Source organism: Alkalimonas cellulosilytica, assembly GCF_036325985.1.
Classification (GTDB): Bacteria; Pseudomonadota; Gammaproteobacteria; order Enterobacterales; family Alteromonadaceae; genus Alkalimonas; species Alkalimonas cellulosilytica.
This window is the reverse complement of record NZ_JAUHLI010000025.1, coordinates 1-26,925: the sequence shown is the minus strand read 5'-3', so window position 1 is coordinate 26,925 and position 26,925 is coordinate 1. Positions and strand designations below refer to the sequence as shown.

Annotated in this window: 25 protein-coding genes; 17 read left to right on the top strand and 8 right to left on the bottom strand. The window is 50.8% G+C overall.

The window, feature by feature from the left end; translation table 11 throughout:
* A partial coding sequence (locus QWY20_RS17385) for an MATE family efflux transporter (protein WP_330130275.1) occupies nt 1-890 on the bottom strand: 890 nt, incomplete at its 3' end.
* 59 nt (nt 891-949) lie between these two features.
* Here QWY20_RS17385 and QWY20_RS17380 point away from each other — a divergent pair.
* Entirely contained in the window at nt 950-1,570 is a 621-nt protein-coding gene (locus QWY20_RS17380; protein ID WP_330130273.1) for a riboflavin synthase subunit alpha, read from the top strand.
* On the opposite strand, the gene QWY20_RS17375 is transcribed toward QWY20_RS17380, so the two are convergent.
* The 3 genes from QWY20_RS17375 to QWY20_RS17365 form a co-directional block, all read right to left on the bottom strand.
* A complete protein-coding gene (locus QWY20_RS17375; protein ID WP_091340082.1) occupies nt 1,567-1,767 on the bottom strand; it encodes a CPXCG motif-containing cysteine-rich protein in 201 nt (66 codons plus the stop codon). The two genes, QWY20_RS17380 and QWY20_RS17375, sit on opposite strands and share 4 nt — an antisense overlap.
* A gap of 24 nt (nt 1,768-1,791) precedes the next feature.
* Nucleotides 1,792-2,544: a pteridine reductase gene (locus QWY20_RS17370; protein WP_330130272.1), complete on the bottom strand. Its 753-nt coding sequence runs from the start codon at nt 2,542-2,544 to the stop codon at nt 1,792-1,794.
* 71 nt (nt 2,545-2,615) lie between these two features.
* Nucleotides 2,616-3,476 carry a fructosamine kinase family protein gene (locus tag QWY20_RS17365; RefSeq protein ID WP_330130271.1) on the bottom strand — a complete coding sequence of 287 codons (861 nt, stop codon included), beginning with the start codon at nt 3,474-3,476 and terminating at the stop codon, nt 2,616-2,618.
* A gap of 291 nt (nt 3,477-3,767) precedes the next feature.
* Here QWY20_RS17365 and thrS point away from each other — a divergent pair, with 291 nt between their 5' ends.
* The 4 genes from thrS to rplT all read left to right on the top strand — a co-directional run bounded on the left by thrS (nt 3,768) and on the right by rplT (nt 6,910).
* On the top strand, nt 3,768-5,681 hold the full coding sequence (gene thrS, locus QWY20_RS17360; RefSeq protein WP_330130270.1) for a threonine--tRNA ligase: 1,914 nt from the start codon (nt 3,768-3,770) through the stop codon (nt 5,679-5,681).
* An 11-nt stretch (nt 5,682-5,692) separates the two neighbouring features.
* Entirely contained in the window at nt 5,693-6,250 is a 558-nt protein-coding gene (gene infC, locus QWY20_RS17355; protein WP_330087140.1) for a translation initiation factor IF-3, read from the top strand.
* A gap of 86 nt (nt 6,251-6,336) precedes the next feature.
* Nucleotides 6,337-6,534 (top strand): 50S ribosomal protein L35, encoded by a 198-nt coding sequence (gene rpmI / locus QWY20_RS17350; RefSeq protein WP_091341054.1) that lies wholly within the window; start codon nt 6,337-6,339, stop codon nt 6,532-6,534.
* 16 nt (nt 6,535-6,550) lie between these two features.
* Nucleotides 6,551-6,910 carry a 50S ribosomal protein L20 gene (rplT, locus tag QWY20_RS17345; RefSeq protein ID WP_091340064.1) on the top strand — a complete coding sequence of 120 codons (360 nt, stop codon included), beginning with the start codon at nt 6,551-6,553 and terminating at the stop codon, nt 6,908-6,910.
* A 129-nt stretch (nt 6,911-7,039) separates the two neighbouring features.
* On the opposite strand, the gene QWY20_RS17340 is transcribed toward rplT, so the two are convergent.
* Both QWY20_RS17340 and QWY20_RS17335 read right to left on the bottom strand, forming a co-directional pair.
* Nucleotides 7,040-8,725 carry a M28 family metallopeptidase gene (locus QWY20_RS17340; RefSeq protein WP_330130269.1) on the bottom strand — a complete coding sequence of 562 codons (1,686 nt, stop codon included), beginning with the start codon at nt 8,723-8,725 and terminating at the stop codon, nt 7,040-7,042.
* Nucleotides 8,726-8,839: 114 nt separating this feature from the next.
* Entirely contained in the window at nt 8,840-9,451 is a 612-nt protein-coding gene (locus QWY20_RS17335) for a hypothetical protein (RefSeq protein WP_330130268.1), read from the bottom strand.
* 132 nt (nt 9,452-9,583) lie between these two features.
* Here QWY20_RS17335 and QWY20_RS17330 point away from each other — a divergent pair, with 132 nt between their 5' ends.
* Nucleotides 9,584-9,856, top strand: coding sequence for a DUF3081 family protein (locus QWY20_RS17330; protein WP_330087133.1), 273 nt, complete (start codon nt 9,584-9,586; stop codon nt 9,854-9,856).
* Nucleotides 9,857-9,858: 2 nt separating this feature from the next.
* Here QWY20_RS17330 and QWY20_RS17325 read toward each other — a convergent pair whose 3' ends face one another.
* The gene (locus tag QWY20_RS17325; RefSeq protein ID WP_330130267.1) at nt 9,859-10,416 is read right to left on the bottom strand and encodes a hypothetical protein; all 558 of its coding nucleotides are present in this window, start codon (nt 10,414-10,416) and stop codon (nt 9,859-9,861) included.
* Nucleotides 10,417-10,632: 216 nt separating this feature from the next.
* On the opposite strand from QWY20_RS17325, the gene QWY20_RS17320 reads away from it, so the two are divergent.
* The 3 genes from QWY20_RS17320 to QWY20_RS17310 all read left to right on the top strand — a co-directional run bounded on the left by QWY20_RS17320 (nt 10,633) and on the right by QWY20_RS17310 (nt 17,099).
* Nucleotides 10,633-11,730, top strand: a complete 1,098-nt coding sequence (locus QWY20_RS17320) for an efflux RND transporter periplasmic adaptor subunit (RefSeq protein ID WP_330130266.1) — start codon at nt 10,633-10,635, stop codon at nt 11,728-11,730.
* Nucleotide 11,731: 1 nt separating this feature from the next.
* Nucleotides 11,732-14,803 (top strand): efflux RND transporter permease subunit, encoded by a 3,072-nt coding sequence (locus QWY20_RS17315; RefSeq protein ID WP_330130265.1) that lies wholly within the window; start codon nt 11,732-11,734, stop codon nt 14,801-14,803.
* Nucleotides 14,804-14,912: 109 nt separating this feature from the next.
* Nucleotides 14,913-17,099 carry a YgiQ family radical SAM protein gene (locus QWY20_RS17310; RefSeq protein WP_330130274.1) on the top strand — a complete coding sequence of 729 codons (2,187 nt, stop codon included), beginning with the start codon at nt 14,913-14,915 and terminating at the stop codon, nt 17,097-17,099.
* On the opposite strand, the gene QWY20_RS17305 is transcribed toward QWY20_RS17310, so the two are convergent.
* Complete coding sequence (locus tag QWY20_RS17305) at nt 17,087-17,863, bottom strand: substrate-binding periplasmic protein (RefSeq protein ID WP_330130264.1); 777 nt, start codon at nt 17,861-17,863, stop codon at nt 17,087-17,089. The two genes, QWY20_RS17310 and QWY20_RS17305, sit on opposite strands and share 13 nt — an antisense overlap.
* A gap of 126 nt (nt 17,864-17,989) precedes the next feature.
* Between QWY20_RS17305 and QWY20_RS17300 the strand changes: the two genes are divergently transcribed.
* The 8 genes from QWY20_RS17300 to QWY20_RS17265 all read left to right on the top strand — a co-directional run bounded on the left by QWY20_RS17300 (nt 17,990) and on the right by QWY20_RS17265 (nt 26,877).
* The gene (locus QWY20_RS17300; RefSeq protein ID WP_330130263.1) at nt 17,990-18,559 is read left to right on the top strand and encodes a GNAT family N-acetyltransferase; all 570 of its coding nucleotides are present in this window, start codon (nt 17,990-17,992) and stop codon (nt 18,557-18,559) included.
* Nucleotides 18,559-19,344 (top strand): SAM-dependent methyltransferase, encoded by a 786-nt coding sequence (locus QWY20_RS17295; protein ID WP_330130262.1) that lies wholly within the window; start codon nt 18,559-18,561, stop codon nt 19,342-19,344. The genes QWY20_RS17300 and QWY20_RS17295 overlap by 1 nt, the downstream gene beginning before the upstream one ends.
* Before the next feature lie 181 nt (nt 19,345-19,525).
* A complete protein-coding gene (locus QWY20_RS17290) occupies nt 19,526-19,837 on the top strand; it encodes a hypothetical protein (protein ID WP_330130261.1) in 312 nt (103 codons plus the stop codon).
* Nucleotides 19,838-19,922: 85 nt separating this feature from the next.
* Nucleotides 19,923-21,608 (top strand): tetratricopeptide repeat-containing diguanylate cyclase, encoded by a 1,686-nt coding sequence (locus QWY20_RS17285; protein ID WP_330130260.1) that lies wholly within the window; start codon nt 19,923-19,925, stop codon nt 21,606-21,608.
* A 115-nt stretch (nt 21,609-21,723) separates the two neighbouring features.
* A complete protein-coding gene (gene astE, locus QWY20_RS17280) occupies nt 21,724-22,761 on the top strand; it encodes a succinylglutamate desuccinylase (protein ID WP_330130259.1) in 1,038 nt (345 codons plus the stop codon).
* A gap of 380 nt (nt 22,762-23,141) precedes the next feature.
* Nucleotides 23,142-24,326, top strand: coding sequence for a thiamine pyrophosphate-dependent dehydrogenase E1 component subunit alpha (locus QWY20_RS17275; protein ID WP_330130258.1), 1,185 nt, complete (start codon nt 23,142-23,144; stop codon nt 24,324-24,326).
* A complete protein-coding gene (locus tag QWY20_RS17270) occupies nt 24,326-25,306 on the top strand; it encodes an alpha-ketoacid dehydrogenase subunit beta (RefSeq protein WP_330130257.1) in 981 nt (326 codons plus the stop codon). Before QWY20_RS17275 ends, QWY20_RS17270 begins: the two co-directional genes overlap by 1 nt.
* A gap of 11 nt (nt 25,307-25,317) precedes the next feature.
* Nucleotides 25,318-26,877, top strand: a complete 1,560-nt coding sequence (locus tag QWY20_RS17265) for a dihydrolipoyllysine-residue acetyltransferase (protein WP_330130256.1) — start codon at nt 25,318-25,320, stop codon at nt 26,875-26,877.
* Nucleotides 26,878-26,925: the final 48 nt, after the last annotated feature.

The following is a 26,925-nucleotide window of genomic DNA, read 5'->3' as shown; positions in this document are numbered from 1 at the left end:
ATGGTTGCTGCCATGCCCAGGCTGAGTGGGATCATAAAGACAATGGCGCTGTAGTTGTGCGCCACCTGATGACCAGCGACCACCACAGGGCCAAGATGCACAATCATCAATGGAATGCAGGCAAAGAGGGTGACTTCAAAGAAAATCGATAAGGCGATGGGGGTGCCGATGCGGATTACCTGCCAGATGGCTTTAAAATCTGGCGTCAGCCGGGCCGGCCAGAAACGATAGGGGGCGGTACTGCGGCTAAACCAGCCATACACCAGCATGGCCAGGAACATCGCCAGCAGTACCAGGCTGGTGGCGATACCACAGCCGGCACCGCCATAGGCCGGCATGCCTAACTTGCCGTAGATAAACACGTAGTTGGCCGGGATATTCACCAGGATGCCAACAAAGCTGATCCACATGCTGGCTTTGGTGTTGCCAATGCCCTCAAACAGGTTACGCATGACCATGTAGCCAGCGGCCGGGAACAGGCCGTAACTGACAAAGGTCAGGTACAAGCTGGTTTTTTCCCGCAGCTCTGCTTCCATATTCAGCAGGTCCAGCAAGTGATCGGCAAACTGCATCACCACGAATAAACTAGCTGCCAGTGCCAGACCAAGATACAAGCCTTGCAGGGTGTAATGCGTCACCGGTTCGGTTTTTTTGCTGCCAAAATACTGGGCAATAATAGGGGTGAGCGCCAGCAGTAAGCCCTGCAAAGTCAGCATCACCGGTAGCCACAAACCGGAAGCGACTGCGATCGCCGCCATATCCAGTGCACTGACCCGGCCGGCCATCACGGTATCGACAAAATACATCAGGGTTTGCGTGAGTTGGGCCAGCACGATGGGGCCGGATAATTTAAAAATTGTTCTGGCTTCAAAGCGGGAAAAAGGTAGCATAGTGATCAATGAGTTGCCCCTGCAGGAACGGGCGCATACTTTAGCACAACAGAGGGTGTATGTTTACAGGTATTGTTCAGTGTCAGGCCCAAATTGCCGCCATAGCTTCTGCCCCTAATTTTCGCCAGCTAACCCTTGCCGTAGCTTCGAATAAGTTGCAGCAGTTAGCCCTGGGAGCCAGTATTGCTATTAACGGGGTCTGTTTAACGGTCACCGCCTTTGATGAAGCCGCTGGCAGGGTCACTTTTGATGTGATTGATGAAACCCTGGCCAGAACCAATCTGGGCGCTTTAGCACAGGGCGATTGGGTCAACTTTGAGCGCTCATTAAAGTTTGGCGATGAAATTGGTGGCCATCTGGTGTCTGGCCATATCCAAACCACTGCGGAGCTGATCGAGCTTGCACGCAGCGAGCACAACTGCCGTATGCGACTGCGGTTGGAGGCAGAGTATCTGCCTTATGTTCTGGCCAAAGGTTTTATTACAGTAGATGGTGCCAGCCTGACGGTAGGAGCGGTGCATGCGGATGGTTTTGAATTGCACTTAATTCCGGAAACGCTCAGCATCACCACATTGGGGCAGCGTCAAGTGGGTGATCGGCTCAATATTGAGCTGGATCAGCAAACCGTCACCATTGTGCAAACGGTTGAGCGGGTGATGCAGCAACGGCAGCAGGCTTAGTAGTACTGTTCATCATCGGCATCGACAAACAACTGCACACTGTGATGCAAATCGTCTTTGTGCACGCGTAAATGGATCGGATTGCAGCAATTGCTGCAGTCTTCGATGTAATCCTGATCCTCATCGGTCACCTCAAAACTAATGTGCAGATGGTGACCGCAAAAGGGGCATTCAATGGTGCGACGTAATACCGACATACCGCCTCCAATTGTAACAGGCTGTTAGGCTTTTTTTGTTCCCCCCAGACTTCTGCCGCCATCGACCGCAATAATTTGTCCGTTCACATAACCCGATTCGATCAAAAACAAGGCGGTATCGGCAATATCGTCCGGAGTGCCAAGTGTCTCCAATGGGATTTGCTGCAGGATCATTTGTTTGTCTGTTGCTGCAATGTCGTTGCTGGGCCAGAGTATGGCGCCAGGTGCTATCCCATTCACTCTTATTGTAGGCGCTAATTCGCGTGCCAGCGACTTTGTTAGCATCAAAAGTGCTGCTTTAGCCATGCAGTAGATGGGATGCTCCAGCAAGGGGCGTTCGGCATGAATATCCACCATATTGATAATGCAGCCGTTTTGCTTTGAAAGCACTGGAGCCAATGCCTGGCTCAGGAAAAACGGTGCCTTGGCATTGGAACCCATCAGTTGATCCCAGTCGTCAAAACTGGCGCTGCCAATGCGGGTAGGATGAAAAGCCGAGGCATTGTTAATCAGGACATCCAGCCGGCCAAAAGCCTGCTCTGCTTCCCTGGCAATACGCAGCAAGCTGTTGTTATCGGTCAAATCGCCTTGCACCAGGCAGGCGCTGTCAGGGCGCTGCTGATTCAAGCTACCTGCAAAGTTCTGCGCTTCGTGTTCAGAGCTGTGGTAGTGAATAATGACGTTGTAGCCATGATGATGCAGCCGTTCTATCATGGCGCGACCAAGCCGCTTGGCGCTACCGGTGATCAGGGCGACAGGGGAAGTTGTTAAGCTCATAGAAGCATCACTTTTGCTGGTAAAGGGAGTATTCTATCAGCCGAAACCTATTTTGGATCAACATAAAGGGATCAATAGAACAGCTGCTTGACCATATCCTGGGCTTGCAGCAGGTAACTGCCACGGAACATATAGGCATGGTTCAGTACATGGTAGAGGTTGTATAAATTTTTACGCTCACCGTAGTTCTTATCCAGCGGGTACTGATTTTGGTAGCTGTGATAAAAGCGCTCCGGAAAACGGCCAAACAACTCGCTAAAGGCAATATCCACTTCCCGATCACCATAGTAGCTGGCCGGATCAAAGATGACGGCTTCATCGGCCATAAAGCCGACATTGCCGCGCCAAAAGTCACCATGCACCAGGCTTGGTTCGGGTTCATAATGGTGCAGCCGCTGCCGGCATTGCTCGACCAGAAAGTCGATTTTGCCAAAGCCAAAGCCTTGCTCCTGCAGCAGTTGCAGCAACCAGCCAAGGCGTTGCTCCGAAAAAAAACTGCTCCAGCTGCCTTGCCACTTATTGGGCTGACTGGTTCGTCCCAGGGTGCTGTCCCAATCAAAGCCATACATGGCCTGGCCACTGTCTTCATGCAGCTTGGCCATGGCAAGCCCCAAAGTCTCCCAACCCGCATTGTGTTCATCTACTAAAGGCAGATACTCCAGCACCAGAAAAGCCTTATCCAGCGTTTGGCCGTAGCAAATAACTTTAGGCACACGGATGGCGTGACGCTGCTCAATGCAGTGCAGGCTCATAGCTTCCGAGATAAATTGCTCCAATTGTTCTTTTTCGTTCAGTTTGATGAAAAAGTCGTGTTTATCATCAGAGATATGGTAAGCCAGATTGATATCACCACCACTCAGTTGCTGTTTTTTTTCCACTTTAAAGTCGGTATCCAGCTCACTGTTAATGTGTTCTGCAATGGCTTGCCACATGGTGTTTGCTCCAATCTGAACTTTGTGTACTTAGTATGGCGCAAAATTAAGAAAATTCACCCACGGCCATGACTTTGTATGGAGCTTCGCGGGGGCAGGTGTTATCATAGCCGCGCTGAAAACAAGCGGTATTCCGCGTTGTGCATCAAATGGCTCTTAGTAGGGGTCATCGACTGGTCCGCAAGGCATACCGTCTCAGCTTTATCCGTTGTGTTTCATCCGAAACGGGTAAACATTATTGAATTCATATGTGACCCTTGGTATGGGCCACCACTGGAAAAAGGACAAGTCATGCCTGTAATTACTTTGCCTGACGGCAGTCAGCGCGTATTCGAACACTCAGTTTCTGTGATGGATGTAGCCAAAGACATTGGCCCTGGTTTAGCGAAAGCGACCATCGCCGGCCGTGTCAATGGTCAGTTGGTTGACGCCTGCGATTTGATTGAGCAGGATGCCGAGCTGCAAATCATCACCGCCAAAAACGAGGAAGGCCTGGAGATCATCCGCCATTCCTGCGCGCACTTGCTTGGCCATGCCATCAAGCAACTGTGGCCCAATGTAAAAATGGCCATCGGCCCGGTGATTGACAAAGGTTTTTATTACGACGTGGATATGGAGCATTCGCTTAGCCACGACGATTTACAGCAGCTCGAACAGCGCATGCTGGAGCTGGCGAAAACCGAATACGACGTGATTAAGAAAAAAGTCAGTTGGCAGGAAGCGTTCGATACCTTCAAAGCCCGTGGTGAGAATTACAAGCTGCAAATCCTGCAGGAAAACGTTAGCAAAGACGATCAGCCAGGCCTGTATCACCACGAAGAATACATCGATATGTGCCGTGGTCCGCATGTACCCAATATGAAGTTTTGTCAGCATTTTAAAGTAATGAAAGTTGCCGGTGCTTACTGGCGTGGCGACTCCAACAACAAGATGCTGCAGCGCATTTATGGCACTGCCTGGGCGGATAAGAAACAATTAGCGGCTTATTTAACGCAGCTCGAAGAAGCGGAAAAGCGCGATCACCGTAAAATTGGCAAGGCACTGAATCTGTTCCACTGGCAGGAAGAAGCACCTGGCATGGTGTTCTGGCACGATGATGGCTGGAAAATCTATAAAACCATCGAAAATTACATGCGCGAAAAACTGGTGGAGTACGACTACGAAGAAGTCCGTGCACCGATGATCATGGATGTCTCAATGTGGGAAAAATCCGGCCACTGGGACAAGTACCACGACAATATCTTTGCCACCGAGTCGGAAAAACGCACCTACGCGGTGAAGCCGATGAACTGCCCGGGCCATGTGCAGATTTTTAATCAGGGCTTAAAAAGTTACCGTGACCTGCCATACCGCATGGCTGAATTTGGCATTGTGCATCGCAACGAGCCGTCGGGTGCTTTGCATGGCCTGATGCGGGTGCGCTCCTTTACCCAGGACGATGCCCATGTGTTCTGTACCGAAGCGCAAATTCTGGATGAAGTGACTAGCTGCATCCGAATGGTGTACGACGTCTACAAAGATTTTGGCTTTAGCGACAACATCGATATCAAGCTGTCGACCCGGCCGGAAAAGCGCATTGGTAGCGATGAAAGCTGGGATAAATCCGAGCAGGCATTGGCCGAAGCCCTGCAGCGCAATGGTCTGGAATTCCAGTACCAGCCAGGTGAGGGGGCTTTTTATGGTCCTAAGATTGAATTTACTTTGTATGATTCCATCGGCCGGGCCTGGCAATGTGGTACTATACAGCTCGATTTCTCGATGCCAGCGCGTTTGGGCGCGCAATTTGTCGATGAAGATGGCGAGCGCAAGCCGCCAGTGATGATCCACCGCGCCATTTTAGGCTCGCTGGAGCGTTTTATCGGTATTTTGATTGAAGAATACGCTGGTTTATTCCCGGCCTGGTTGGCACCAACCCAGGTGGTGGTGATGAATATTACCGATCATCAGGCCGACTATGTGCAGAAATTGGTAAAAACTTTCAAATCTCAGGGCATTCGAGTGATAAGTGACTTGAGAAATGAGAAAATAGGCTTTAAAATCCGCGAGCATACCTTAAAGCGGATCCCGTACCTGATTGTTGTCGGCGATAAAGAGATGGAAGCCGGTGACGTGGCGGTGCGCACCCGTAAGGGGGAAGACTTGGGCAAAATGTCGGTAGAGGGCTTTATTGCTAAGCTGCAGGCAGAAATTGCTACCAAGTCGTAATTATTCTTTTCTTGGAGGAACGAACCATTAAAGTCGGAAAAAAGAATCAGGCAGCACCGCGGGCGAACCGCTTAAATGAAGAAATCAATGTACGTGAAGTACGTTTGGTAGGTGTCGAAGGAGAGCAGTTGGGTGTTGTGGTTACTGCTGAAGCTTTGACCATGGCAGAAGAAGCCGGCGTTGATCTGGTGGAAGTAAGCCCAAATGCGGAACCTCCTGTCTGTAAGCTGATGGATTATGGTAAGTTCCTGTTTGAAAAAAGTAAGGCTCTGAAAGAGCAGAAGAAAAAGCAAAAGCAGATCCAGATTAAGGAAGTAAAATTCCGGCCTGGAACTGATGAAGGCGATTACCAGGTCAAACTACGCAACCTGCGTCGCTTTATTGAAGAGGGTGACAAAGCCAAAGTCACACTGCGTTATCGTGGTCGTGAAATGGCGCATCAGGAAATCGGCATTGAGATGCTAAATCGGATTAAAGCCGATATGGAAGACATTGCTGTGTGCGAATCTTTCCCCAGCCGGGTGGAAGGTCGCCAGATGACCATGATGCTGGCCCCAAATAAGAAGTAATAAGGCTTTCAAGCGCATGCCGCTGGTTTTGGCCAGTGGCTGACGCCTTATTATTCGTTGTTAACTACAATGCGAGTTTTAATACTATGCCAAAGATGAAAACCAACAAAGGTGCCGCGAAGCGTTTCAAAAAAACAGCTTCTGGTAGCTTTAAGCGCAAGCAATCACACCTTCGCCACATTCTGACGAAGAAAAGCTCCAAGCGTAAGCGTCAACTGGGCCCTAAAACCCTGGTTGCTAAAGTTGATATTGCCGGTCTTGACCGCTGCATGCCATACGCATAACGAATAGGAGCTTGACATGCCAAGAGTAAAACGTGGTGTAACGGCGCGCGCGCGTCATAAGAAGGTGTTAAACCAGGCCAAAGGTTACTACGGTGCCCGCAGTCGTGTTTATCGTGTTGCTTTCCAGGCGGTAATTAAGGCAGGCCAATACGCCTACCGTGACCGTCGTCAGCGTAAGCGTCAGTTCCGTCAACTGTGGATTGCCCGTATCAACGCGGCTTCCCGTCAGAACGGTTTGTCTTACAGCCGTTTCATTGCAGGCCTGAAAAAAGCCTCAGTGGAAATCGACCGTAAGATCCTGGCCGATATCGCTGTGTACGACAAGGCGGCATTCACCGCTTTGGTCAACAAAGCAAAAGAAGGTCTGGCTGCGTAAGTTGCCATCCGACTTTAAAAAAGCACCTTCGGGTGCTTTTTTTGTGCCCGGGTATTTTTGAGCAGATAATGCATGGTTTACGGGTATAAAAAAGGGCAGCCGTGGCTGCCCTGATCTTGCTGGCTTTAGTTAATTACGGGCACCAGCACTGGCATCGCGGATGGCACGGAACTCATTACCCTGGTACCAGTTCGGCCACAGGCGGCTGTTGGCCAGCTCGTTGCCAACGCGGAAGTACAGGAACATGTCCTGCTGCGCACCACGCAGGTCAAAGTCGTCGCTCCACTCGTCGGTGACTTTGTGGTAGCAGCAGCGGTTGAACTCCGCGCGCTGGGCCGCACCCCATTCAGCACCATGCTGGTAGTGGTCATTGCCACCTTTGGCATACAAAATAGGCACGCCTTTTTTCGACAGACTGAAGTGATCAGAGCGGTAGGCGATACCGGCTTCCGGGTTCGGCTCAGGCACGGCATAACGGCCTTGTTGCTCGGTGTACTTCACCAGAATTTCTTCCAGATCGGTGTTGCCCAAGCCGACAACGACCATGTCTTTCATCGGGCCATACACATTCATTACATCCATATTGATGGCGGCAACGGTGGTTTCCAGTGGGAATACCGGGTGCTCAGCATACCAGGCAGAACCCAGCAAGCCACGCTCTTCGGCTGTCACCAATACAAAAGCAATGCTGCGCTCAGGTTGTGGCTGCTGCACAAAGTACTCGGCCAGGGCCATCACGGCACCGGTGCCACTGGCGTTGTCCTGGGCACCATTAAACACCGGGTTGCTTGGGTTGGAGAAATCCATGCCCAGGTGATCCCAGTGCGCCATATAGATAATGGTTTCATCCGGGTAGGTACTGCCTTCGATGTAACCAACCACATTGCTGGAGATCAGCTCACGGAAGTTATTTTTCACCGAAATGGACGCTGTACTATTCAGTGATACCGGCTTAAAGTCCCCAGATAATGCCTGAGCCCGCAAGGTTTCAATATCGGTATCGATGGCGGTAAATAAACGACCTGCGGTTTCTGCAGTGATCCAGCCTTCGATTTTGGAGCGATCCATATTCTTGTTTTCGCTGATCAAATCAAACTTGATTGGGGAGCCATGTGCTACCACGCCCCAGCCATAACTGGCCGGCTCGGTTTCATGAATAATCAAGGCACCGGCTGCGCCCTGGCGAGCGGCTTCTTCGAATTTGTAGGTCCAGCGGCCGTAGTAGGTCATGGCATTGCCATTAAACAGCTCCGGGTTTTGGGTGGCGTAGCCCGGGTCATTGACAAACATCACCACGGTTTTGCCTGCGACATCCAGCCCTTCGTAGTCGTTCCAGTTGTATTCTGGTGCAACAATACCATAGCCTACAAACACCAGCTCACTGTCTTTGAGCTCGACGCTGTCTACCACCCGGGTGGTCCAGGCCATCACTTCATCACGGTAAGCGAGGGTAGTATCCAGAGCGCCGGCAATGGTCATTCCGCTTACTTGCACCGGATCAATCTGAACCAGTGAGACAGGTTGCTTGTAACTGTCGCCATCAATCGGCTTTAAGCCAATGCGGCGAAAATGATCTTCCAGGTAAGCAACGGTTTTGGTTTCTCCTGCTGTGGCCGGTGCCCGCCCCTGAAACTCATTTGAAGCCAGGGTTTTGATGTATTCAGCCAGGCGAGGGTTCATGTCGGTATCGTGCTGATACCAAGGGGTGTCGTCGGCGGCTACGACGTCGGATTGCTGTGCTGGTTGGCCGCAGCCGCTCAGCGCAAGGCAGCAGCTGGCTGCCAGGGTTCCTGAAAACCAATACATAGGTTTCATAAATGGACTCCAGTGAAGTTCGTTGTAATTATAATGGGTGTATTGCCAAGCTATACTAACCTGAACGGGACAAAGGCGCCAACAACTCAGGCTGAGCTGCTGGCTCTGGGCGCTTTACTGGTAGCCCCATGGGGTTGGTGGCAGATCCACTGGCTTGGTTAAGTCGAAGTCAACCCGGAACTCACGGCCCTCACGGATCAGGCGGTAGGTAAATTGCTCCGGGTAAATGTACATTTGCCAGATGTTGGTGTTGGAGGCCGGAATGCCGTCTTTGACGAATTCTTCAATCGAATACTGGTCAACAGGGAAAGATTGCACCCGATCAAAGCCTGCATCAACGGTATGGCCACCGTACATGGTCATAGGATCATTGCTGCCATCTTCCAGTCTGTGATCGTGCTTTAAACTGATGCCAGAGCCGGTTTTGGTCAGGATCCAGGTACGGGAGTGGTTGTCACCAACATGAAAAGGGATCTGCAATTGGTGATCTTCACAAACCCGGACATGCATCACCAGACGGCCTTCAAAGCCGGGAGCTGGCGGATTATTCACGGTTACTTTGCCTTCATAGGCTTTGCCGCAATGGTCGCGTAGGTGCTCAAAAAAAGCATCATGAGTAGGGATGGAAACCAGAGGTGCAGGTGCTACGATATTGGCGGAAGTAGCAAAAGAAGCGGCAAGGGCCGCAGCGGAAAGCAGCAAAGGCTTGGTTATATTTTTTGTCATGGTTTGTTCCATTAGTTATGGGTCCGCTGGCACTATACCCAGAACAGCGCCAGGGTTCAAATATTGGCAAACTGGTTGAACAAGCTAAACGTAGATAGGGTGAGTAGTGGGCACTCCATAAAGGAGGAATAGGTGGAACACAAAATAAACAGTAAATTTCTGATGGATGTTTACAGCAAAATTGAAAAGCATGGTTCGGCTACCGAAACCGAATGGGGGCAGGGGTACTTGCTGGATGGGGTGCAGGTCTCTTCTGGTTTTGATGGGTACGAACTGTTCTTCGACAACAGCCGGGTGCAACTCACGTTAGGTTTTCACAATACCTGGCACAGCAATGCCGACAGTGAAAAGCTGCTGGATGAGTTTTTCCAGCAGCTCGAAAAAATTAAACAAAAATACGACTAGCTTTAACCCTGGCTCAGACCGGTTTCATCCAGTGGATTGCGCTGGCTGAGATCAAGAGCTTCGGGCTCAGGTTCTGCAGCTGGCGTTTCTTGCTGAGTTGCTGTTGTCACTGTTTCTGCTGCTGTAGCCTCGGCAGTGGGGGCTTCTGGCTCAGCTGCATCGGCCCGTTCTATTGGCTCACTCAGGGCCGCCTGACGGTTGTCATTCAAACGTTCCGCTAAACTGTTTAAACGGGCCAGGGCATCGGTCAGGGATTGATTACCACTGCCGGCAGCATCATCAAATAAATTAGCCACCAGTTGTGCCGGTTGTTGTGCACTTTGGTTGCGAAAATCCTGCAGTGCTTGCTGAAAGTCGGCGTTGTCTTGTGCAAATGCAGCTCTGGCTTCTTGGCTGATATCGACCGAAGAAACATCGCTATTGGTAGTGGCGGTATCATTCGCTCTGAGGTCAGGCTGATTGGCTGGTTGCTCTGTGGTTAATGAGCGCTCAGAGCGGGTATTACCAAGCAATTGGCTGGCTTCAAATGCCGCCGGGTTGGTACTTTCCACCGTTGCCATGATAAACCTCCTGTGAACGACTTTGATTGAATCTATAGTATACTTTTTGTACAGAGTAATTCAAGTTGACTGTGCTAAGTGAGCTGTCAACAGTAAATCATGAAAGCGTTTACGTAGCGCTAACTCTTTATCTCATGTACTATTTTCAATGAGTTCAGCTTAGGCTCAGCTTGATTGGCATACCATTATGCACTGAGTTGATATGGAGTTGTATGCATGCAGACAAGTAGTCATCGGTTATTTTTGATTTCTTCAGCCGTCTTCCTTGGTTTATCTACCATCGCCTGCTCACCTATTAATAGTGATGAGGCCAAAGCTCAACAGGGCACGCCTGTGAGAGTACAACCCGTGCACATCACAACGGTGGTAGAAACAGAGCGCTCAATGGCGCGCAGTGAGGCTTTTTCCAGTCCGCAGGTTTCACCTGAGGTGGATGGTCGTGTGATTGAAGTGCTGCATGATATTGGTGATGAAGTGGAAGAAGGGGCTATTCTTGCCCGACTGGATGATAGCTCTTATACCCTGGCGTTAGCCGCTGCCCAGGCGGATGAGGCTGCCCTGAAAACACGTGCCGAGCAGTTTGCCCGTGACCTCAACCGGCTGGAAATGGTGGGGGGTGGTCAGTACGTCAGCCAAATGGATTTGGAGTCTGCCCGGGCCGACTTGTATACCGCACGTCAGGAGCTGAAAGCGGCCGAAAGCAGGCGGGAAGCTGCGCAGCGGCAGGTGGCTCACACCCGCATTCAGGCGCCAATTTCTGGGCGTATTGATGAGCGCCATATTTCCGAGGGCGATTTTGTCAGTGCCGGTGACCGCGCTTTTCGGATGATCCCACAAAGCAGTGCCAGAGTGTCGTTGCCTTTTCCTGAGCGGGTTGGTAGTCGGCTTGAAACTGGCATGCGGGTGAAGTTACGCCGCTTAGGAAGCGATGATTACTGGATTGATGGCAAAGTAACCCGCTTGCGCCCATCGGTCGAAGATGGCATGGGAGTAACGGCTGTGGTCGAGTTTATTCCACCATCATCCTGGCCATCAGGGACCATGCTGGAAGGTTTGGTTGAAGTAGCACAACGGTCAAATGCACTTCAGGTACCGGCCGTAAGTATTGTCGATAGACCAGGGCGCACTGTGGTGTATGTATTACCCGGACATAATGAGTACGGCAAGGTAGAAGAGCGCCGGGTAGAGCTAGGCCAGCGTACAACGGACCGCGTGGAAATTTTGTCCGGCATCAGTGCCGGTGAACGTGTTGTAGTGGATGGCAGTGCTTATTTGACGCATGGTACCGAGGTGCGTGTTCAGGGAGGGCGCTAATATGTCCTTGCCTCAGTTTTTTATTCGCCGTCATGTCATGGCGGTGATGATGAGCGCTGTATTGGTGTTGTTTGGCCTGATTGCTTACCAGGATATTGGCAATGATCGGGTGCCTAATGTTGATTTCCCGGTGATCTCGGTCAGTACCTCGTTATCAGGAGCCGATCCGGATACCGTTGATGCTAATGTGACGCAATTCATTGAACGGGCAGTCAATACAGTGCCTGGCATTGATAACATAAGTTCAGTCTCGGCCCCCGGAAGTTCGACGGTGAATATCACTTTTATGATGGGGCAGGACATAGATGTCGCATTTTCAGAAGTGCAAACCCGGGTTAGTGAAGTGGTTGGCAGCTTGCCCAATGATGCCGACTCGCCGGTCATTAAGAAAGTAGAAGCGGACTCGCAGCCCGTTTTGTGGCTTATTGTGAAAGGTGATCGTACCATTCAGCAGTTGACGGAGTACGCTCGGACAACCCTGAGACCTCAGCTTGAACAAATTAATGGTGTCGGTGAAATCCGCCTTGGAGGTAGCCGCAATCGTCGTATCCGGGTTGAACTGGATGCCGATGCGATGAGCCGTGAAGGCGTTACCGTTGCTGATGTGCGTTCTGCGATAGACAACGAGCATGTGTTGGCCAGTGGGGGCTTTCTGGTTGGAGGCCTTCAGGAGCGGATGTTACGGCTGGATTTGGAGTACCACAACGTTGATGCGCTCAATGAGCTGATTATTCGCCGCAGTGGTGAACGTTTGGTCCGCTTGCAGGATATCAGCACGGTGATAGATGGCTTGACCGATTATCGGCGGCTGGCTCGCTTCAATGGTCAGGAAAGCGTCGGGCTTGGTGTGATCAAAGTTGCAGGTGCTAATACCCTGGAGGTGGTGCAGGAGATTGAGCGACGGTTGGCAGAAGAGATCAGGCCATCATTGCCGGCCGGGATCGAGCTGGCTGTGACCTCGGATCAGTCTACATTCATTAAAAGCATGATCGACAATCTGGAGAGAACCTTACTGCTGGCCGTAGTGTTGGCAGGTTTGGTCATGTGGTTATTCTTGAAAAACCTGCGTTCAACACTGATCATTATCGTCGCCATTCCGGTCTCTTTACTGGCAGTAACTGCGGTGATGTATTTTGCGGGTTACACCCTGAATTCGATGACCATGCTGGCAATCCTGCTATTGATTGGTCTGGTGGTGGACGATGCCATTGTAGTGCTGGAAAATATCTGGCGACACCGCGAGCAGGGAGAAACGGATGCGGTTGCTGCCGCTGGCATTGGTGCCAATGAGGTCTTTACTGCGGTGATAGCATCTTCGTTGTCGCTTATCGCTATTTTTGGCTCGGTCATTTTCATGGAAGGCATTATCGGGCGTTTCTTTGAATCCTTTGCCGTGGTGGTGGTGTTTGGCGTAGCGGTATCTACTTTCATTGCCCTTAGCTTAATTCCGATGCTGTGCGCTCGCTTTTTATCAGTCCCCAAAGTACATGGCAAAGCCTATCATCGTTTAGAAGCTGCGTTTCAGTGGCTGGATAATCATTACCAACGCATCCTTATCTGGGGGCTGGCCCATAGAAGCAAAGTGATTACCGTGTCTGGCCTTGCCATACTAGCCAGCTTATGGCTGGGTATGCAATTGCCAGCAGAGTTTGCTCCGGAAGAAGATGAAGGCCAGTTTGTGGTAACCATGCGGGCTCCTTTAGGCGTTTCTATCCATTATATGGATGAGAAAGTCGCTGAAATGGAAGCCATTCTGACGCAGGAAACCTTGGTGGATAATTACTTTGTTTCCATTGGTACCGGCAGTGCCGGTGTCAATGAAGCGACGGCTTTTGTAAGGCTCTTGCCCTGGCAGCAGCGCAGTGTTAGCCAACAACAAGTGATGCAACGCCTGGACCGGGCATTTGCAGAAGTAACCGGGGTGCGGATTTTTACGTCTTCCCAAGGCTTGTTTGGTGGCCAGCGTGGCGAAGCATTACAATTCAATGTGCGCTCTACCAATCAGGAGCAGTTAGCCGTTCAATCCGAGCGCTTGCTCGAGGCGTTGCAGCAACGAGGACTTGGCCGCATTGATATGGATTTGCGCCAGAATCAGCCTCAGCTGCAATTACGGGTGGATCGGGAGCGTGCCCACTTTATGGGATTACGGACTTCCGATGTGGTGCAGGCGGTAAATATTTTCATTGGTGGGGCCGATGTTGCCCGCTTTGATGATGATTTTGGTGGTGGGGAGCGTTTTCGCATCCGTTTAAAAGGCCGGGATGATCAATTTACTACCCCTGCGGATTTAAGCCGGATTTGGCTGCGCAACAGTGAGGGGCAGCGGGTTCGATTGGATGCAGTGGCGCATTTTGAGCAAAGCCATGCACCTGCCGTGATCAGCCGATACAACCTGCAGTATGCAGTGCCCTTTTACATCGCCCCGGATATGCCGTTATCGGATGCGATTGAGCAGCTCTATACCACGGCGGCGACAACATTACCGAATGGGTTCAGCATTGCATTGACCGGTCAGGCTGAAGAGTTAGGGCGAACCGTCAATGCCATGTTGTTTGTCTTTATGATTGCTATCGTCCTGGTCTACATGGTGTTGGCCAGCCAGTTTAATTCCTATTTGCAGCCGGTGATTATTATGACCGCCATGCCTTTGGCTGTGATGGGAGCTTTTCTTGGTTTGGGTTTGACCGGTTATTCACTGAATATTTATTCGATGATTGGGATGGTGCTGTTAATTGGTGTCGTGACCAAAAACTCAATTTTGCTGATTGACCTTACCAACCAATATCGGGAAAAACATAGCATGAGCATCAATGAGGCACTTAGAGCGGCTTGTCCGGTGCGTTTACGGCCAGTGCTGATGACATCCCTTACCCTGATCCTTGCCATGATCCCTGCCGCTTTCGATTCGGGGCCAGGTGGCAATGGCAACGCCTCTTTGGCCATTACGGTGATATTTGGTATGTCGGTAGCAACCGTGCTGACTTTATTGCTGGTACCGGCTGCTTACAGTGTGCTGGAAGAGTTGAAACTGCGGTATTACCGCCCGGAAAGCACGGCGGAGTTAACCGGCTGAGGCTGTAAGTTCTGCCATTAAACCGCTATACTAACGGCCTGTTATTCACCAGGCCGTTTTCATGTCGCAATCAGCTCCTTCACTCCGTCCCCGCACTCAGGTAGCCCGCATGGCTCCAGAGCGTGATCTGTTTTCCTACCCGAAGTATTGGGCGGAGTGTTATGGCACAGCCCCCTTTTTGCCGATGTCACGCAAAGAGATGGATCAACTGGGCTGGGACAGCTGCGATATTATTCTGGTGGTGGGCGATGCCTATGTGGATCATCCCAGCTTTGGCATGGCGGTGGTCGGGCGTATGCTGGAACAACAGGGGTTTCGGGTGGGTATTATTGCTCAGCCGGACTGGCACAGCAAAAGCGACTTTATGCGCCTCGGTAAGCCCAATCTGTTTTTTGGGGTTTCCGCCGGCAACATGGACTCGATGATTAACCGTTACACCGCCGATAAAAAACTGCGGCACGATGATGCTTATACCCCAGGCGATGTCGGCGGTAAGCGGCCCGATAGGGCCGTGCTGGTGTACTCTCAGCGCTGCAAAGAGGCCTACAAAGAAGTGCCTGTGATCATTGGTGGCATTGAAGCCAGTTTGCGGCGTATTGCCCATTACGATTATTGGTCGGAAAAAGTGCGTCGCTCTGTGCTGTTCGATGCCAAAGCCGACTTACTGATTTATGGCAATGCCGAGCGCCCTTTGATTGAAGTAGCCAGCCGGATTGCTGCTGGCGAGCCTGTTAGCAGCATTCAGGATGTGCGTGGTACCGCAGTGATCCGCAAAGAGCCGTTGCCTGGCTGGCGTGGCGTTGATTCCACTGCACTGGATAAAATAGGCAAAATCGATCCCATCCCAAACCCCTATGGCGCCGATGATGTTGGTTGCAGCAGCTACTCCGAGTTTGCCAAAGCCGGCATTGACTTAACCAAGCCACAGCCCGTCGACGCCAAAGCCGTGGTGGTGCAGCCAGCCAAACAAAAGCCGTGGGAGTTAACTTACGTCAAGTTGCCAGCGTTTGAGCAGGTCTCGGTCAATAAGCCACTCTATGCCCATGCTTCTCGCATTGTGCATCAGGAAACCAACCCAGGTTGCGCTCGTGCCATTATGCAGCGCCATGGCGATCGCCATATCTGGGTCAACCCGCCGGCTTTTCCGCTGAGTACCGAAGAGATGGATTTGGTGTTCGGCTTGCCCTACCAGCGGGTACCGCATCCAAGCTACGGCAAGGCGAAAATTCCGGCCTATGAGATGATCAAAACCTCGGTCAATATCATGCGTGGCTGCTTTGGTGGTTGCAGCTTTTGCTCCATTACTGAGCACGAGGGCCGGGTGATCCAAAGCCGGTCAAAAGAATCTATTTTGCGCGAAGTCGAGCAAATCCGTGACAAAGTACCGGGTTTTACCGGGGTGATCTCGGATTTAGGCGGCCCAACGGCTAATATGTACCGGCTGCGCTGCAAAAACCCCCGTGCCGAGCAAACTTGTCGCAGGCCATCCTGCGTCTATCCCACCATCTGTGAACACATGGATACCGATCAAAGCCCGACGGTTGAGCTGTACCGCGAAGCGCGCGCTCTTCCGGGCATTAAAAAAGTGCTGGTAGCATCGGGTGTGCGGTATGATTTAGCGGTGGAAGATCCGAATTACGTCAAAGAGCTGGTGCAGCACCATGTCGGTGGTTACCTGAAAATTGCCCCAGAGCACACCGAAGAGGGGCCTTTATCAAAAATGATGAAACCGGGCATGGGCGCTTACGACAAATTCAAAGCCATGTTCGAGCAGTACAGCAAAGAAGCCGGCAAAGAGCAGTACCTGATCCCATACTTTATTTCGGCGCATCCTGGTACCACCGATCTGGATATGATCAACCTGGCACTGTGGTTAAAGCAGCGCGGCTTTAAGCTGGATCAGGTGCAGAACTTTTACCCCAGCCCAATGGCCAATGCCACCACCATTTACCATACCGGCTTGAACTCGCTGAAAAACATCCACAAGCACACGACTGAAGATGTGCCTGTGCCAAAAGGCGAACGTAACCGGCGCCTGCATAAGGCGCTGCTGCGTTACCACGATCCGGCAGGCTGGGGGCAAATCCGCGAAGCCTTGATTGCGCACAAGATGGAGCATCTGATTGGCCGCAGCAAAGACTGCTTGGTACCGCCGGATGACAAGCCTATTGCCAGACGCCCGGCCAAGCCAAAGCCTGGCCAACAGGCGCTAACCCGTCATACCGGCTTGGATCCGGCTGCTCATAAAGGGAAGAAGGCGAAGCGGCCAACCAGGAAACCCCATCAATCCAGATAGTGCTGGTACAGCTGCTGGTAGCGGCCTGAGGCTTTGAGTTGCTCCAGGCCAGCTGCAAACAGAGCGGCCAGTTCAGGGTCGCGAAATGCGACCCGGGTGTATTGACGCTCAGGAAAGAGCTGATGGATCCTGACCTCCGCCGAGGTATCCTTGCTGTCGGCCAGCAAGCGGCGGTACCAACTAAAAATGGCCCGATCCACCACAATCACATCGGTTCGGCCCAGCCAGAACATGGCATTCTGGCTGTATTGGCTCAGCTCCTGATAGCCTTGATGGGTCTGGCGATCAGCTGCATCATAGAGGTAATGAAAGACGGAACCAAGCGGTGTTGCCGGCTGGCTGGCTCCTTGCCAGGAAACCACAGAGTACTGCTGTAAATCCCGGACAGATTCGAGCTTCACATTCGCTGCGGCTTTGCTGATGGCGACATTTTCGTAATAACTGAATTGATCGACATAATGCAGCTTGTCAAAAAACTCCGTGCCAACACCCGCTGCAACATCAAGATCAGGAAACAGCAGCAATGCGCGGTTTAATTGATGAAAGGGTAAAGCGACAAACTCGAGTTGATAACCCGACCCGGCCATAGCTTCGCGGAAAATATCCACCTCAAGCCCGGATATCGTCTCTGCGTTGGAAAGTATAAACGGTGGTTTATCGGCTCCAACCCCAACCAGCAGTGTGGTTTGCTCCACAGGTTGCAGAGCCTGAGCGGGTAAGCTCAAACTGAACAGCAAAAGAGACAACAGCTTTTTATCACCCATTACAGCTCGCGACCTTCTCTTAAAGCTTACGGCTAAGTATGGCATTAAAAGACAAAGTTTGGCAGCTGACTGGCTCCAACTTCAAATTTCGGTATGCTAAACAAAAAATTGTCACAGTGAGCGGATATGAAGCAATACAATGCAGCGTGTTTGGATATTGGCTATGTTCCTGTTGCATCGCAACTGACTTTTACTACCGCGCACACCAGTGTGCGGCTGTTAACTGGCAAAGATCAAACTTTGTATCTGCAGCTTTATACCGATGCCAATAGTATGCGTTACATTGGTAGATCTTTAACGGAGGGTGAGGCAGTAGCAAGCTTCTTTAAGGCTCTAAAACTCAATGTTGCACTTCAATGGCGGCGGTTATTTTTTGTGATTGAAAGTAAAAGCAGCCGGCGGAGTTTAGGTCTGATGGGATTAACCGACACGGGGGATGCAGGTATCGAGTTTGGTATTATCCTGAGCCAACAGGCTCAGGGGAAAGGAGTGGCCACTGAAGTTTTACAACAGTGCATAGCCAGGTTGTTCGCTTTGGGTGTTTCAAAAGTCTGGCTTCAACTTCATCCTGATAATGCGGCTGCAATTGCTATGGCTCAAACGGCGGCAATGACAAAAGGAACAAGAGTGACAGCAAATAACCAGCAAACCTGGTTCATCGAACAACATTACAATAAGAATTGCCGGGGGCATTGATGCAGCATGGACGTCTTGTTTGTGTGGGGACAGGGATGACATTAGGGGCTCATATCAGTCCGCTAAGTCGTCGTTATATTGAACAGGCCGACGTGGTTTTTGTGCTGGTTGCCGATGGAATATCAGAGCAGTGGATTGAGAGTATGAATGCTGATGTTCGCAGTTTGCAGCCCTTCTATCAAGAGGGGAAGTCTCGTTTGCAAAGTTATAAAGAGATGGTGAAGGTTATGCTGGCTGAGGTTCAAGCGGGAAAAAATGTGGTGGGAGCTTTTTACGGTCACCCCGGTGTATTTGCCTGGGTGCCCCATAAAGCCATAGCTATAGCTCGTGAACAGGGCTACCAGGCACACATGGAGCCGGGGATCTCAGCTGAGGCTTGCTTGTATGCTGATCTTGGTATCGATCCAGGTACTTATGGTTGTCAACATTACGAGGCCAGTCAATTCATGTTTTACCAGTGTACGATAAATCCATCTGCGTATCTGGTGCTTTGGCAGATAGGTGTTGCTGGGGATAAAAGCTTAACCCGGTTTTCAACAGGAATCAGCTACCGAAAGCTATTGTTAGAAACCTTGCAGGTACATTACCCGCTTGATCATTCGGTCATTTTGTATGAAGCCATAGGCTTGCCACTGCAAAAAGCTCGGATAGACTGTGTATTACTCAAAGATTTGCCGGTTTCTGAGTTCAGTCTGAAAACAACTTTGGTTATTCCTCCTGCCTTGTCAATGCAACCAAACAGGGAAATGCTTAAACGATTAGCTATGCTGAATGAGCAAAACTAATTTATGTAACATTTTGGCTTGTAGGCCATGAATGCTTGGTATCACTTGATTTAATTTAAGTTTAGATGGATATTAAGCCCTGTGTAGGCGGCTATGAATTCATCGTTAGCTTGAGAGAAATGCAAGCACAAAAGTGTGGGCTAACTGCCATAATGAGGCAGAAATAAAAAGTGAGAATTTAATGACTAGTATTATTAATATTCTGGAAAAGATGGGGCAGACCACCGCCTTTGAAAAAGAAAGGAAGAAGCTAAGTCTTGATTCTGAAATGCTGGAGCTACCTTTGGAGGTTCAGCAAGCATTGAATCATGGCAATGTTGAGCAGTTAAACCAGATTTTGCAGGTACGTGCTCAAGTGGTATGTGGGCTTCATCCAGCCGAAGATCCTGATCAAGAGGATAAGGAAAAGGATGATGAAGAGGATGAGGATAATAAGCACCAAAAGCAGGCTCAGCTGAAAAGTGCTGGTGATAAACTTCGGCATGCTGGTTAAGTTTATACAGAGCTTTCTTGTTTTTCTTGTTTTGATGGTATGCCAGCAGCCTAGTGTGATGGCTGCCTCCAAGGACTTGTCAGAAATGCTCGTGTATGCAGATAGCATTAAAAGCTCTGACTTTTCTGAGTTTCAACGTTACCTGCATGATATTAAAGAACAATCAAATAGACTAACTGCTGAACAACAAGTCTACTTGAAGTACTTAACTGGCTATGAGCAAGGCTTTCTTGGTAATTTTGAGCAATCAATCCATATTCTTCAGTCTATTCCGCAAGCGACCGTAGATACTGAGTTAATGCTACGAGCCCAGTCCACCTTATTGAATATTTTAACAATTCAAGGCCGCTTTGCTGAGGCATTTGTTTTAGCCGATGAGATCACACAGCAAGTACCAAAATCGAAAAATACAACAGCACGTTTGCATGCGTTAAGGGTTGTGGCTTTGTTGTACAATCATGCGGGTCTGTATGAAGAGGCTCTGCATTACTCCATGCTAGCGCAACAACAGAGTAGCCAGGGTTGGGATTTATGTCCGGCCAAGCAGCTGATGATAGAGTCCTATTACCGGTTGAAGAAAGTTGAATACGTTGATGAAATGTATTCACGTGCAGTTGTCAGTTGTCAGCAGGCTGGTGATCAGGTTTTCGAGAGCCTAGTACATTACTATTATATTCGTTACTTGCTAGATATTGAGGATTTTCAGCGCGCGCTGCAAATGACGAACGAGTACTACAAAAATGTTCAACAGCTAAGCTATGAGCCTTTGCATGTTTATTATCAGGCATTAAAAGCGGAAGTGTACTATTTGGTCAGTGATTTTGACTCTGCAGAGCAGGCTGCTTTAGAAGTCATTTCAAGAATGGATACGAGCCAGTATTTTGAAGCTCATGTCATAGCCAACAATATTCTCTTCCAGTTGTATGAGCGGCAAGACGATTACAAATCTGCATTGCACTATCACAAACTACTCCATCAGACACAATTACAATACCGTGATGCGCAATCTGAAAGAATTCGCAGTTTTCATGAAACGAAGGCTGTAATGCAGGCCAAAACTCAGCAGATAGAGTTCTTGAATATGGAAAATAGCCTTTTGAATTTGCAGCAGCAAGTGCTCAGCAAGGAAGCCCAGAATGCCCGGCTTTTGCTAGGTTTGTTTGTACTGTTACTGCTGGTGCTGGGTTTTTTCGCTTACCAAGGCCTGATGGGGCGCCACCGCTTTAAATTTATGGCCGAGAACGATGAGTTGACCGGCATCAGCAACCGTTATCATTTTAACAAGCTGGCGGAAAAGTCCTTGCTGCATTGCAAAAAGCAGGGCCTGACGGTTGGGGTCATTCTGTTTGATCTTGATCACTTCAAGCAAATTAACGACAAATTCGGCCATGCTACTGGCGACTGGGTACTACAGCAAGTGGTGCAAAGCTGCCGTAACTTTATGCGATTGGATGATGTGTTTGGTCGACTTGGCGGGGAAGAGTTTGCCATTCTACTGCCAGGCTGCCATGCCGATAAAGCACTGATGCTGGCAGAGATCTGCCGTGACTCGATTGAAGACATCGATACCAAGCGCTCCGGCCATGAGTTTTTACTGACCGCTAGTTTTGGTGTCACCTCCAGTGATACCTCCGGCTATGAGCTAAAGCAGTTGCTATCCGATGCCGATCAAGCGATGTACCGCGCCAAGCAGGGGGGCCGTAATCAGGTGCACTTTTTTACCGGTACACCCGCAGCGAAGTCGCAGCCGCAGCCAAGCCTAAACCCCTAAACCTCTGGTTGAACAAACAGCAATCGGTTGCCTAAGCCTGTTGTTTTTTCTCTTGGCTGGTATAGTAACAGCGTGTGTCTTCATTAAATCTTTAACTAGCAAGGAGCCTTTGGGTATGAGCCAGCAGTGGATCCCAAACGATGATTTTCTTCGCCATACCCTGAACCACCCCGCAGGGCTTTCTCCTTGTGAGTTTCGTCTGGATAATGGCGTCACCGTGCAAGTATGGGATACCGGCGTGATTTGTTTTGAGCCAGCTGCGGCCGGTGACAAAGACATCGTGCTGTCTTGTGGTGTGCATGGCAATGAAACAGCGCCGATCGAGATTTGTGCCGAGCTGGTGCAAGACGTCCTGCGACAAAAGCTAGCGCCCAAGCAGCGTACACTGGTGCTGATTGGCAACCCGGCTGCGATTAATGCCGGCAAGCGTGAAGTCGAAGAAAATCTGAATCGTTTGTTCTCCGGCCATCACAGCAAAGGCGCTGGCCTGATAAACGATGAACGCAAGCGCGCACTGGCTTTGGAGCAATACGTCACGCGTTTTTATCAACAGGCACCGAAAGGTACACGCAAGCGTTATCTGTACGATTTGCATACCGCCATTCGTGGCTCACGCTTTGAGAAATTTGCGGTGTATCCGTTTTTGCACGGCAAGCCCTGGCAGAAAAATCAGCTGGAGTTTTTACAGGCCTGTGGTGTCAGTACTGTGCTGTTGATGCAAACGGCAGCTTCGACTTTTAGTTATTATGCCTCCAATACCCATGGTGCCGATGCCTTTACAATCGAGCTTGGCAAGGTGCGGCCTTTTGGCCAAAACGATATGAACCGTTTTAGCGAAGTACGCACCAGTTTGCGTGCTTTAGTGGCTGATGCAGCGCTTAAAACCCAAGATTTTGATGAAGCCAACTTTCATCTGTACGAGGTGTACCGCTCGATCCATAAACAAACACAGGATTTTAAACTGCACTTTGCTGATGACGTGGAAAACTTTACTACTTATCCGGTGGGTACTTTGCTGGCGACCGATGGTGATACTGAATACCGGGTCGAGCAAGAGGGTGAAGCGCTGATTTTCCCCAATGCCAAAGTGGCAGTTGGCCAACGCGCTATGCTGATGGTGATCCCGCGCTCGGTCAAAGGGCAATTGGCCTAAGCAAGCCCCCACTTAAGCCACAATGCCCGGTAAAACCGGGCATTGTGCTATCTAGGGACCGGGTTTGTACGTGCAAGAAACAGTACAGCAAAACTGACACTGAATCCGTTGTTTGCCACAGAAAAGGCGCTGGCCGGAGTTGCAATGCAGTTTACGTAAAGGTAAAGTTGGCGTCGACAATAACAACCATAACAGTGATCTGTTGCTAAAGTAACAGACGAAATGGGGAAGAGCAGGCCTGTGCAGCTATACTTTAGCCGCTTCATTGTGAGTGGCTAGACGGTTCGTAGCTATACTGGAGCTTGCTTAGCATGTTCAACCTCGGGCTTTGCTTTACGTCTACGTAAAGCCGGCTGGAGTAAACAACCAAGAGAAACCCTATGACCAACCCAAATAACGCCACCATTACCACGGTGCATTCGGCAGAGTTCACCAGCGGTCATGCGTTAAGTATTCCCACGCTTCGCTTACTCAAAGACGATGGTACCTTGTATGAAGGGGCCAAAGAGCCCGAGCTGGATAAAGCCACCGCCTTAAAAATGTACGATACCATGGTATTTATCCGGGTGCTGGATGAGCGGATGTTAGCCGCCCAGCGCCAGGGTCGTATCAGCTTTTACATGCAGTGTCTTGGCGAAGAGGCCGCTGTCGTTGGCAGCGCTGCGGCGCTGGATGATAAAGACATGATCATGGCGCAATACCGTGAGCAGGGTGCTTTGCGCTACCGCGGCTTTTCGTTGGAGCAGTTTATGAACCAGCTGTTTTCCAACGAAAAAGATCTGGGTAAAGGCCGGCAGATGCCGGTGCATTACGGCAGTAAAGATATTTACTATATGACGGTCTCATCCCCGCTGGGTACCCAAATTCCTCAGGCCAGTGGCTATGCCTATGCTCAGCGCTTGCGTGGCCTGAAAAATGTCACCCTGTGCTACTTTGGTGAAGGTGCTGCGTCGGAAGGTGATTTCCATGCTGGTCTTAATATGGCAGCGGTGCATAAGGCGCCGGCACTGTTTTTCTGCCGCAACAACGGTTATGCCATTTCAACCCCTGCCAATGAGCAGTTTGTCGGTGATGGCATTGCTTGTCGTGGTGTGGGTTATGGTATTAAAACCATGCGGGTGGATGGTGCCGATATTCTGGCAGTGTATCAGGCCACCAAGATGGCGCGTGAGCAGGCACTGGCTGGCAATGAGCCTATTTTGCTGGAGTCGATGGCCTACCGCCTGGCGGCGCACTCCTCATCGGACGATCCAAGTGGCTATCGCTCGAAAGAAGAAGAAGAGTTGTGGCGCAAGAACGACCCCATCAGTCGTTTCCGTTTGTGGTTGATCAACAAAGGCTGGCTGGATGAAGCCGCCGATACCGAGCAAACCAGCGTTTTGCGTCAGGAAATTCTGGATGCACTGAAAGTAGCCGAAAAAGTCGCTAAACCTGGTATTGAACACATGATCACCGATGTGTACGCCGAGCCCACTGTGCAGTTGCAGCAACAACTGAAGGAGTTAAAAGCGCACATTAAAAAATACCCGGATGCCTATCCGGTGACGGCGGGGAGAATCGAGTGATGGCAAAAATGAATCTATTGCAGGCCATTAACAATGCGCTGGATTTGGCGATGGAAAAGGACGACAGCGTCGTCTGTTTTGGCGAAGACGTCGGCCACTTTGGTGGTGTTTTTCGCGCCACCAGCAAGCTGCAGGAAAAGTACGGCCGTGATCGTTGTTTCAACACTCCGCTGACCGAGCAGGGCATTGCTGGCTTTGCCAACGGCATGGCGGCTCAGGGCATGAAACCGGTGGCGGAAATCCAGTTTGCCGACTACATTTTTCCGGCCTTTGATCAGATCGTCAACGAAACCGCCAAATTCCGCTACCGCTCCGGCAATGAGTTCAATGTCGGTGGCCTGGTGTTCCGTACCCCTTATGGCGGCGGCATTGCCGGTGGTCATTACCACAGCCAGTCGCCTGAAGCCTATTTTGCCCATACGCCGGGATTGCAGGTGGTGGTACCGCGCGATCCGTATCAAGCTAAAGGCTTGCTGTTGGCTGCCATTAACAGCCCGGATCCGGTCATCTTCTTCGAACCTAAACGCTTGTACCGTGCCGCTGTGGGTGAAGTACCAGAAGACTACTACGAGCTACCCATTGGCAAAGCCGAAGTGGTGCAAGAGGGCAGCGATTTGACCTTACTGGCCTGGGGCGCGCAGATGGAAATCGTGCAAAAAGCGGCCGATATGGCGAAAGAAAAAGATGGTACTTTCTGTGAGATCATTGATTTGCGCAGCATTTTGCCATGGGATATTGAGACGGTTGCCAATTCGGTGCTAAAAACCGGCCGCCTTGTGATCAACCACGAAGCGCCACTGACCGGTGGTTTTGCCGGTGAAATTGCCGCTACCATCCAAAAAGAGTGCTTTTTGCATTTGGAAAGCCCGATTGAGCGGGTCTGTGGTCTGGATGCTCCGTACCCACTGGCGCTGGAAAAAGAATACGTCGCCGATCATCTGAAAACCTACGAAGCCATTGTGCGTTCAATGAGCTTCTAAGTGAGGGCAGCATGAAAAAAGATTTTATTCTGCCAGATATTGGCGAAGGCATTGTTGAGTGTGAAATTGTCGAATGGCTGGTTGCCGAAGGCGATACCATCCAAGAAGATCAGCCGGTTTGTGATGTGATGACCGACAAAGCGCTGGTGCAAATTCCAGCAGTGCATGATGGTGTGGTCTCGAAGCTATACTACCAAAAGGGCGATATTGCCAAGGTACATGGCCCCTTGTTTGAAATGGAACTGGCCAGCGATGGTGCTGCTGATGCCAAAGCCACTGAGCCAGCTGCCGGCGCAGCACCAGCCAGCAGCCAGGCGGAAGCCGAAGAAGACTTTATCCTGCCGGATATTGGCGAAGGCATTGTGGAATGTGAGATTGTCGAATGGCTGGTAGCCGAAGGCGATAACATCGAAGAAGATCAGCCGGTCTGCGATGTGATGACCGACAAAGCCCTGGTGCAAATTCCGGCCAAATACTCCGGCACCGTCACCAAGCTGTATTACCAAAAAGGCGATATTGCTAAGGTGCATCAGCCGTTGTTTGGCATGCGTATCGCCGGCTCTGTGGCAGCGACCAGTGCTAAGCCCGCAGCGAGTGCAACTGCCAAAGCCAGTTGCCCTGTGCAAAGCAGCGAAACGCAACAAGCCGAGCTGCGCCCAGGTAAAGCGGTAGCCAGCCCGGCAGTACGGCGTTTGGCCCGCGAGCTGGATGTGGATATCAGCAAGGTGCCAGGCTCTGGCGATAAAGGCCGGGTGTTTAAAGAGGATGTGCGCGCCTTTGCCGATGGCAAAACCACTGCGTCCAGCTCCAGCAAAGCTGCTGCACCGGCTAAAGCCAGCAGCACCGTTGTGGCAACAGCTGCAGCAGAAGACAGAGTCGAGCCGATTAAAGGTGTCAAAGCGGCGATGGCCCGGCAGATGATGGAGTCGGTCAGCAGCATTCCACACTTTACCTACTGCGATGAGATTGATTTGACCGAGCTGAGCGCATTGCGCAACCAGCTGAAAGATCAGTACCGTGAGCAGGGCGTGAAGCTGACCATGATGCCGTTCTTTATGAAAGCCTTGTCGATGGCCATTCAGCAGTTCCCAATTCTGAACAGTCAGGTCAATGCCGATTGCAGCGAGCTAATCTACAAAGCCGCACACAATATTGGCGTGGCAGTGGATTCGAAAGTTGGCTTGCTGGTACCGAACATCAAGCACTGCGAGCAAAAGTCCATTGTCGATATTGCCAAAGAGCTGACTGAGCTGACCGATCAGGCCCGTGCAGGGCGGGTGAGCCCGGATCAGCTCAAAGGTGGCACTATCAGCATCTCCAACATCGGCGCCATTGGTGGCACGGTGGCAACGCCCATCATCAATAAGCCTGAAGTGGCGATTGTGGCGCTTGGCAAGGTGCAGACCTTACCGCGCTTTAATGCCAAAGGTGAGGTCGAAGCACGGCAACTGATGCAAATCAGCTGGTCGGGCGATCACCGGGTGATTGACGGTGGTACCATTGCCCGTTTCTGCAACCTGTGGAAACAGTACCTGGAGCAACCAGCGGCGATGCTGGTGGCGATGAAGTAACACTCTGCGTGACTGTTCCAGACAAACCCATGCCCCGGCATGGGTTTG

Coding starts and splice junctions, on each gene's coding strand:
- QWY20_RS17370 (WP_330130272.1), bottom strand. CDS start 2,544: ATGAGCTTAACAACTTCCCCTGTCGCCCTGATCACCGGTAGCGCCAAG.
- QWY20_RS17325 (WP_330130267.1), bottom strand. CDS start 10,416: ATGGCAACGGTGGAAAGTACCAACCCGGCGGCATTTGAAGCCAGCCAA.
- astE (WP_330130259.1), top strand. CDS start 21,724: ATGAGCCAGCAGTGGATCCCAAACGATGATTTTCTTCGCCATACCCTG.
- QWY20_RS17295 (WP_330130262.1), top strand. CDS start 18,559: ATGCAGCATGGACGTCTTGTTTGTGTGGGGACAGGGATGACATTAGGG.
- QWY20_RS17375 (WP_091340082.1), bottom strand. CDS start 1,767: ATGTCGGTATTACGTCGCACCATTGAATGCCCCTTTTGCGGTCACCAT.
- QWY20_RS17300 (WP_330130263.1), top strand. CDS start 17,990: ATGAAGCAATACAATGCAGCGTGTTTGGATATTGGCTATGTTCCTGTT.
- thrS (WP_330130270.1), top strand. CDS start 3,768: ATGCCTGTAATTACTTTGCCTGACGGCAGTCAGCGCGTATTCGAACAC.
- rpmI (WP_091341054.1), top strand. CDS start 6,337: ATGCCAAAGATGAAAACCAACAAAGGTGCCGCGAAGCGTTTCAAAAAA.
- QWY20_RS17365 (WP_330130271.1), bottom strand. CDS start 3,476: ATGTGGCAAGCCATTGCAGAACACATTAACAGTGAGCTGGATACCGAC.
- QWY20_RS17290 (WP_330130261.1), top strand. CDS start 19,526: ATGACTAGTATTATTAATATTCTGGAAAAGATGGGGCAGACCACCGCC.
- rplT (WP_091340064.1), top strand. CDS start 6,551: ATGCCAAGAGTAAAACGTGGTGTAACGGCGCGCGCGCGTCATAAGAAG.
- QWY20_RS17335 (WP_330130268.1), bottom strand. CDS start 9,451: ATGACAAAAAATATAACCAAGCCTTTGCTGCTTTCCGCTGCGGCCCTT.
- QWY20_RS17315 (WP_330130265.1), top strand. CDS start 11,732: ATGTCCTTGCCTCAGTTTTTTATTCGCCGTCATGTCATGGCGGTGATG.
- QWY20_RS17320 (WP_330130266.1), top strand. CDS start 10,633: ATGCAGACAAGTAGTCATCGGTTATTTTTGATTTCTTCAGCCGTCTTC.
- QWY20_RS17310 (WP_330130274.1), top strand. CDS start 14,913: ATGGCTCCAGAGCGTGATCTGTTTTCCTACCCGAAGTATTGGGCGGAG.
- QWY20_RS17270 (WP_330130257.1), top strand. CDS start 24,326: ATGGCAAAAATGAATCTATTGCAGGCCATTAACAATGCGCTGGATTTG.
- QWY20_RS17265 (WP_330130256.1), top strand. CDS start 25,318: ATGAAAAAAGATTTTATTCTGCCAGATATTGGCGAAGGCATTGTTGAG.
- QWY20_RS17340 (WP_330130269.1), bottom strand. CDS start 8,725: ATGAAACCTATGTATTGGTTTTCAGGAACCCTGGCAGCCAGCTGCTGC.
- QWY20_RS17275 (WP_330130258.1), top strand. CDS start 23,142: ATGACCAACCCAAATAACGCCACCATTACCACGGTGCATTCGGCAGAG.
- QWY20_RS17305 (WP_330130264.1), bottom strand. CDS start 17,863: ATGGGTGATAAAAAGCTGTTGTCTCTTTTGCTGTTCAGTTTGAGCTTA.
- QWY20_RS17285 (WP_330130260.1), top strand. CDS start 19,923: ATGCTCGTGTATGCAGATAGCATTAAAAGCTCTGACTTTTCTGAGTTT.
- QWY20_RS17380 (WP_330130273.1), top strand. CDS start 950: ATGTTTACAGGTATTGTTCAGTGTCAGGCCCAAATTGCCGCCATAGCT.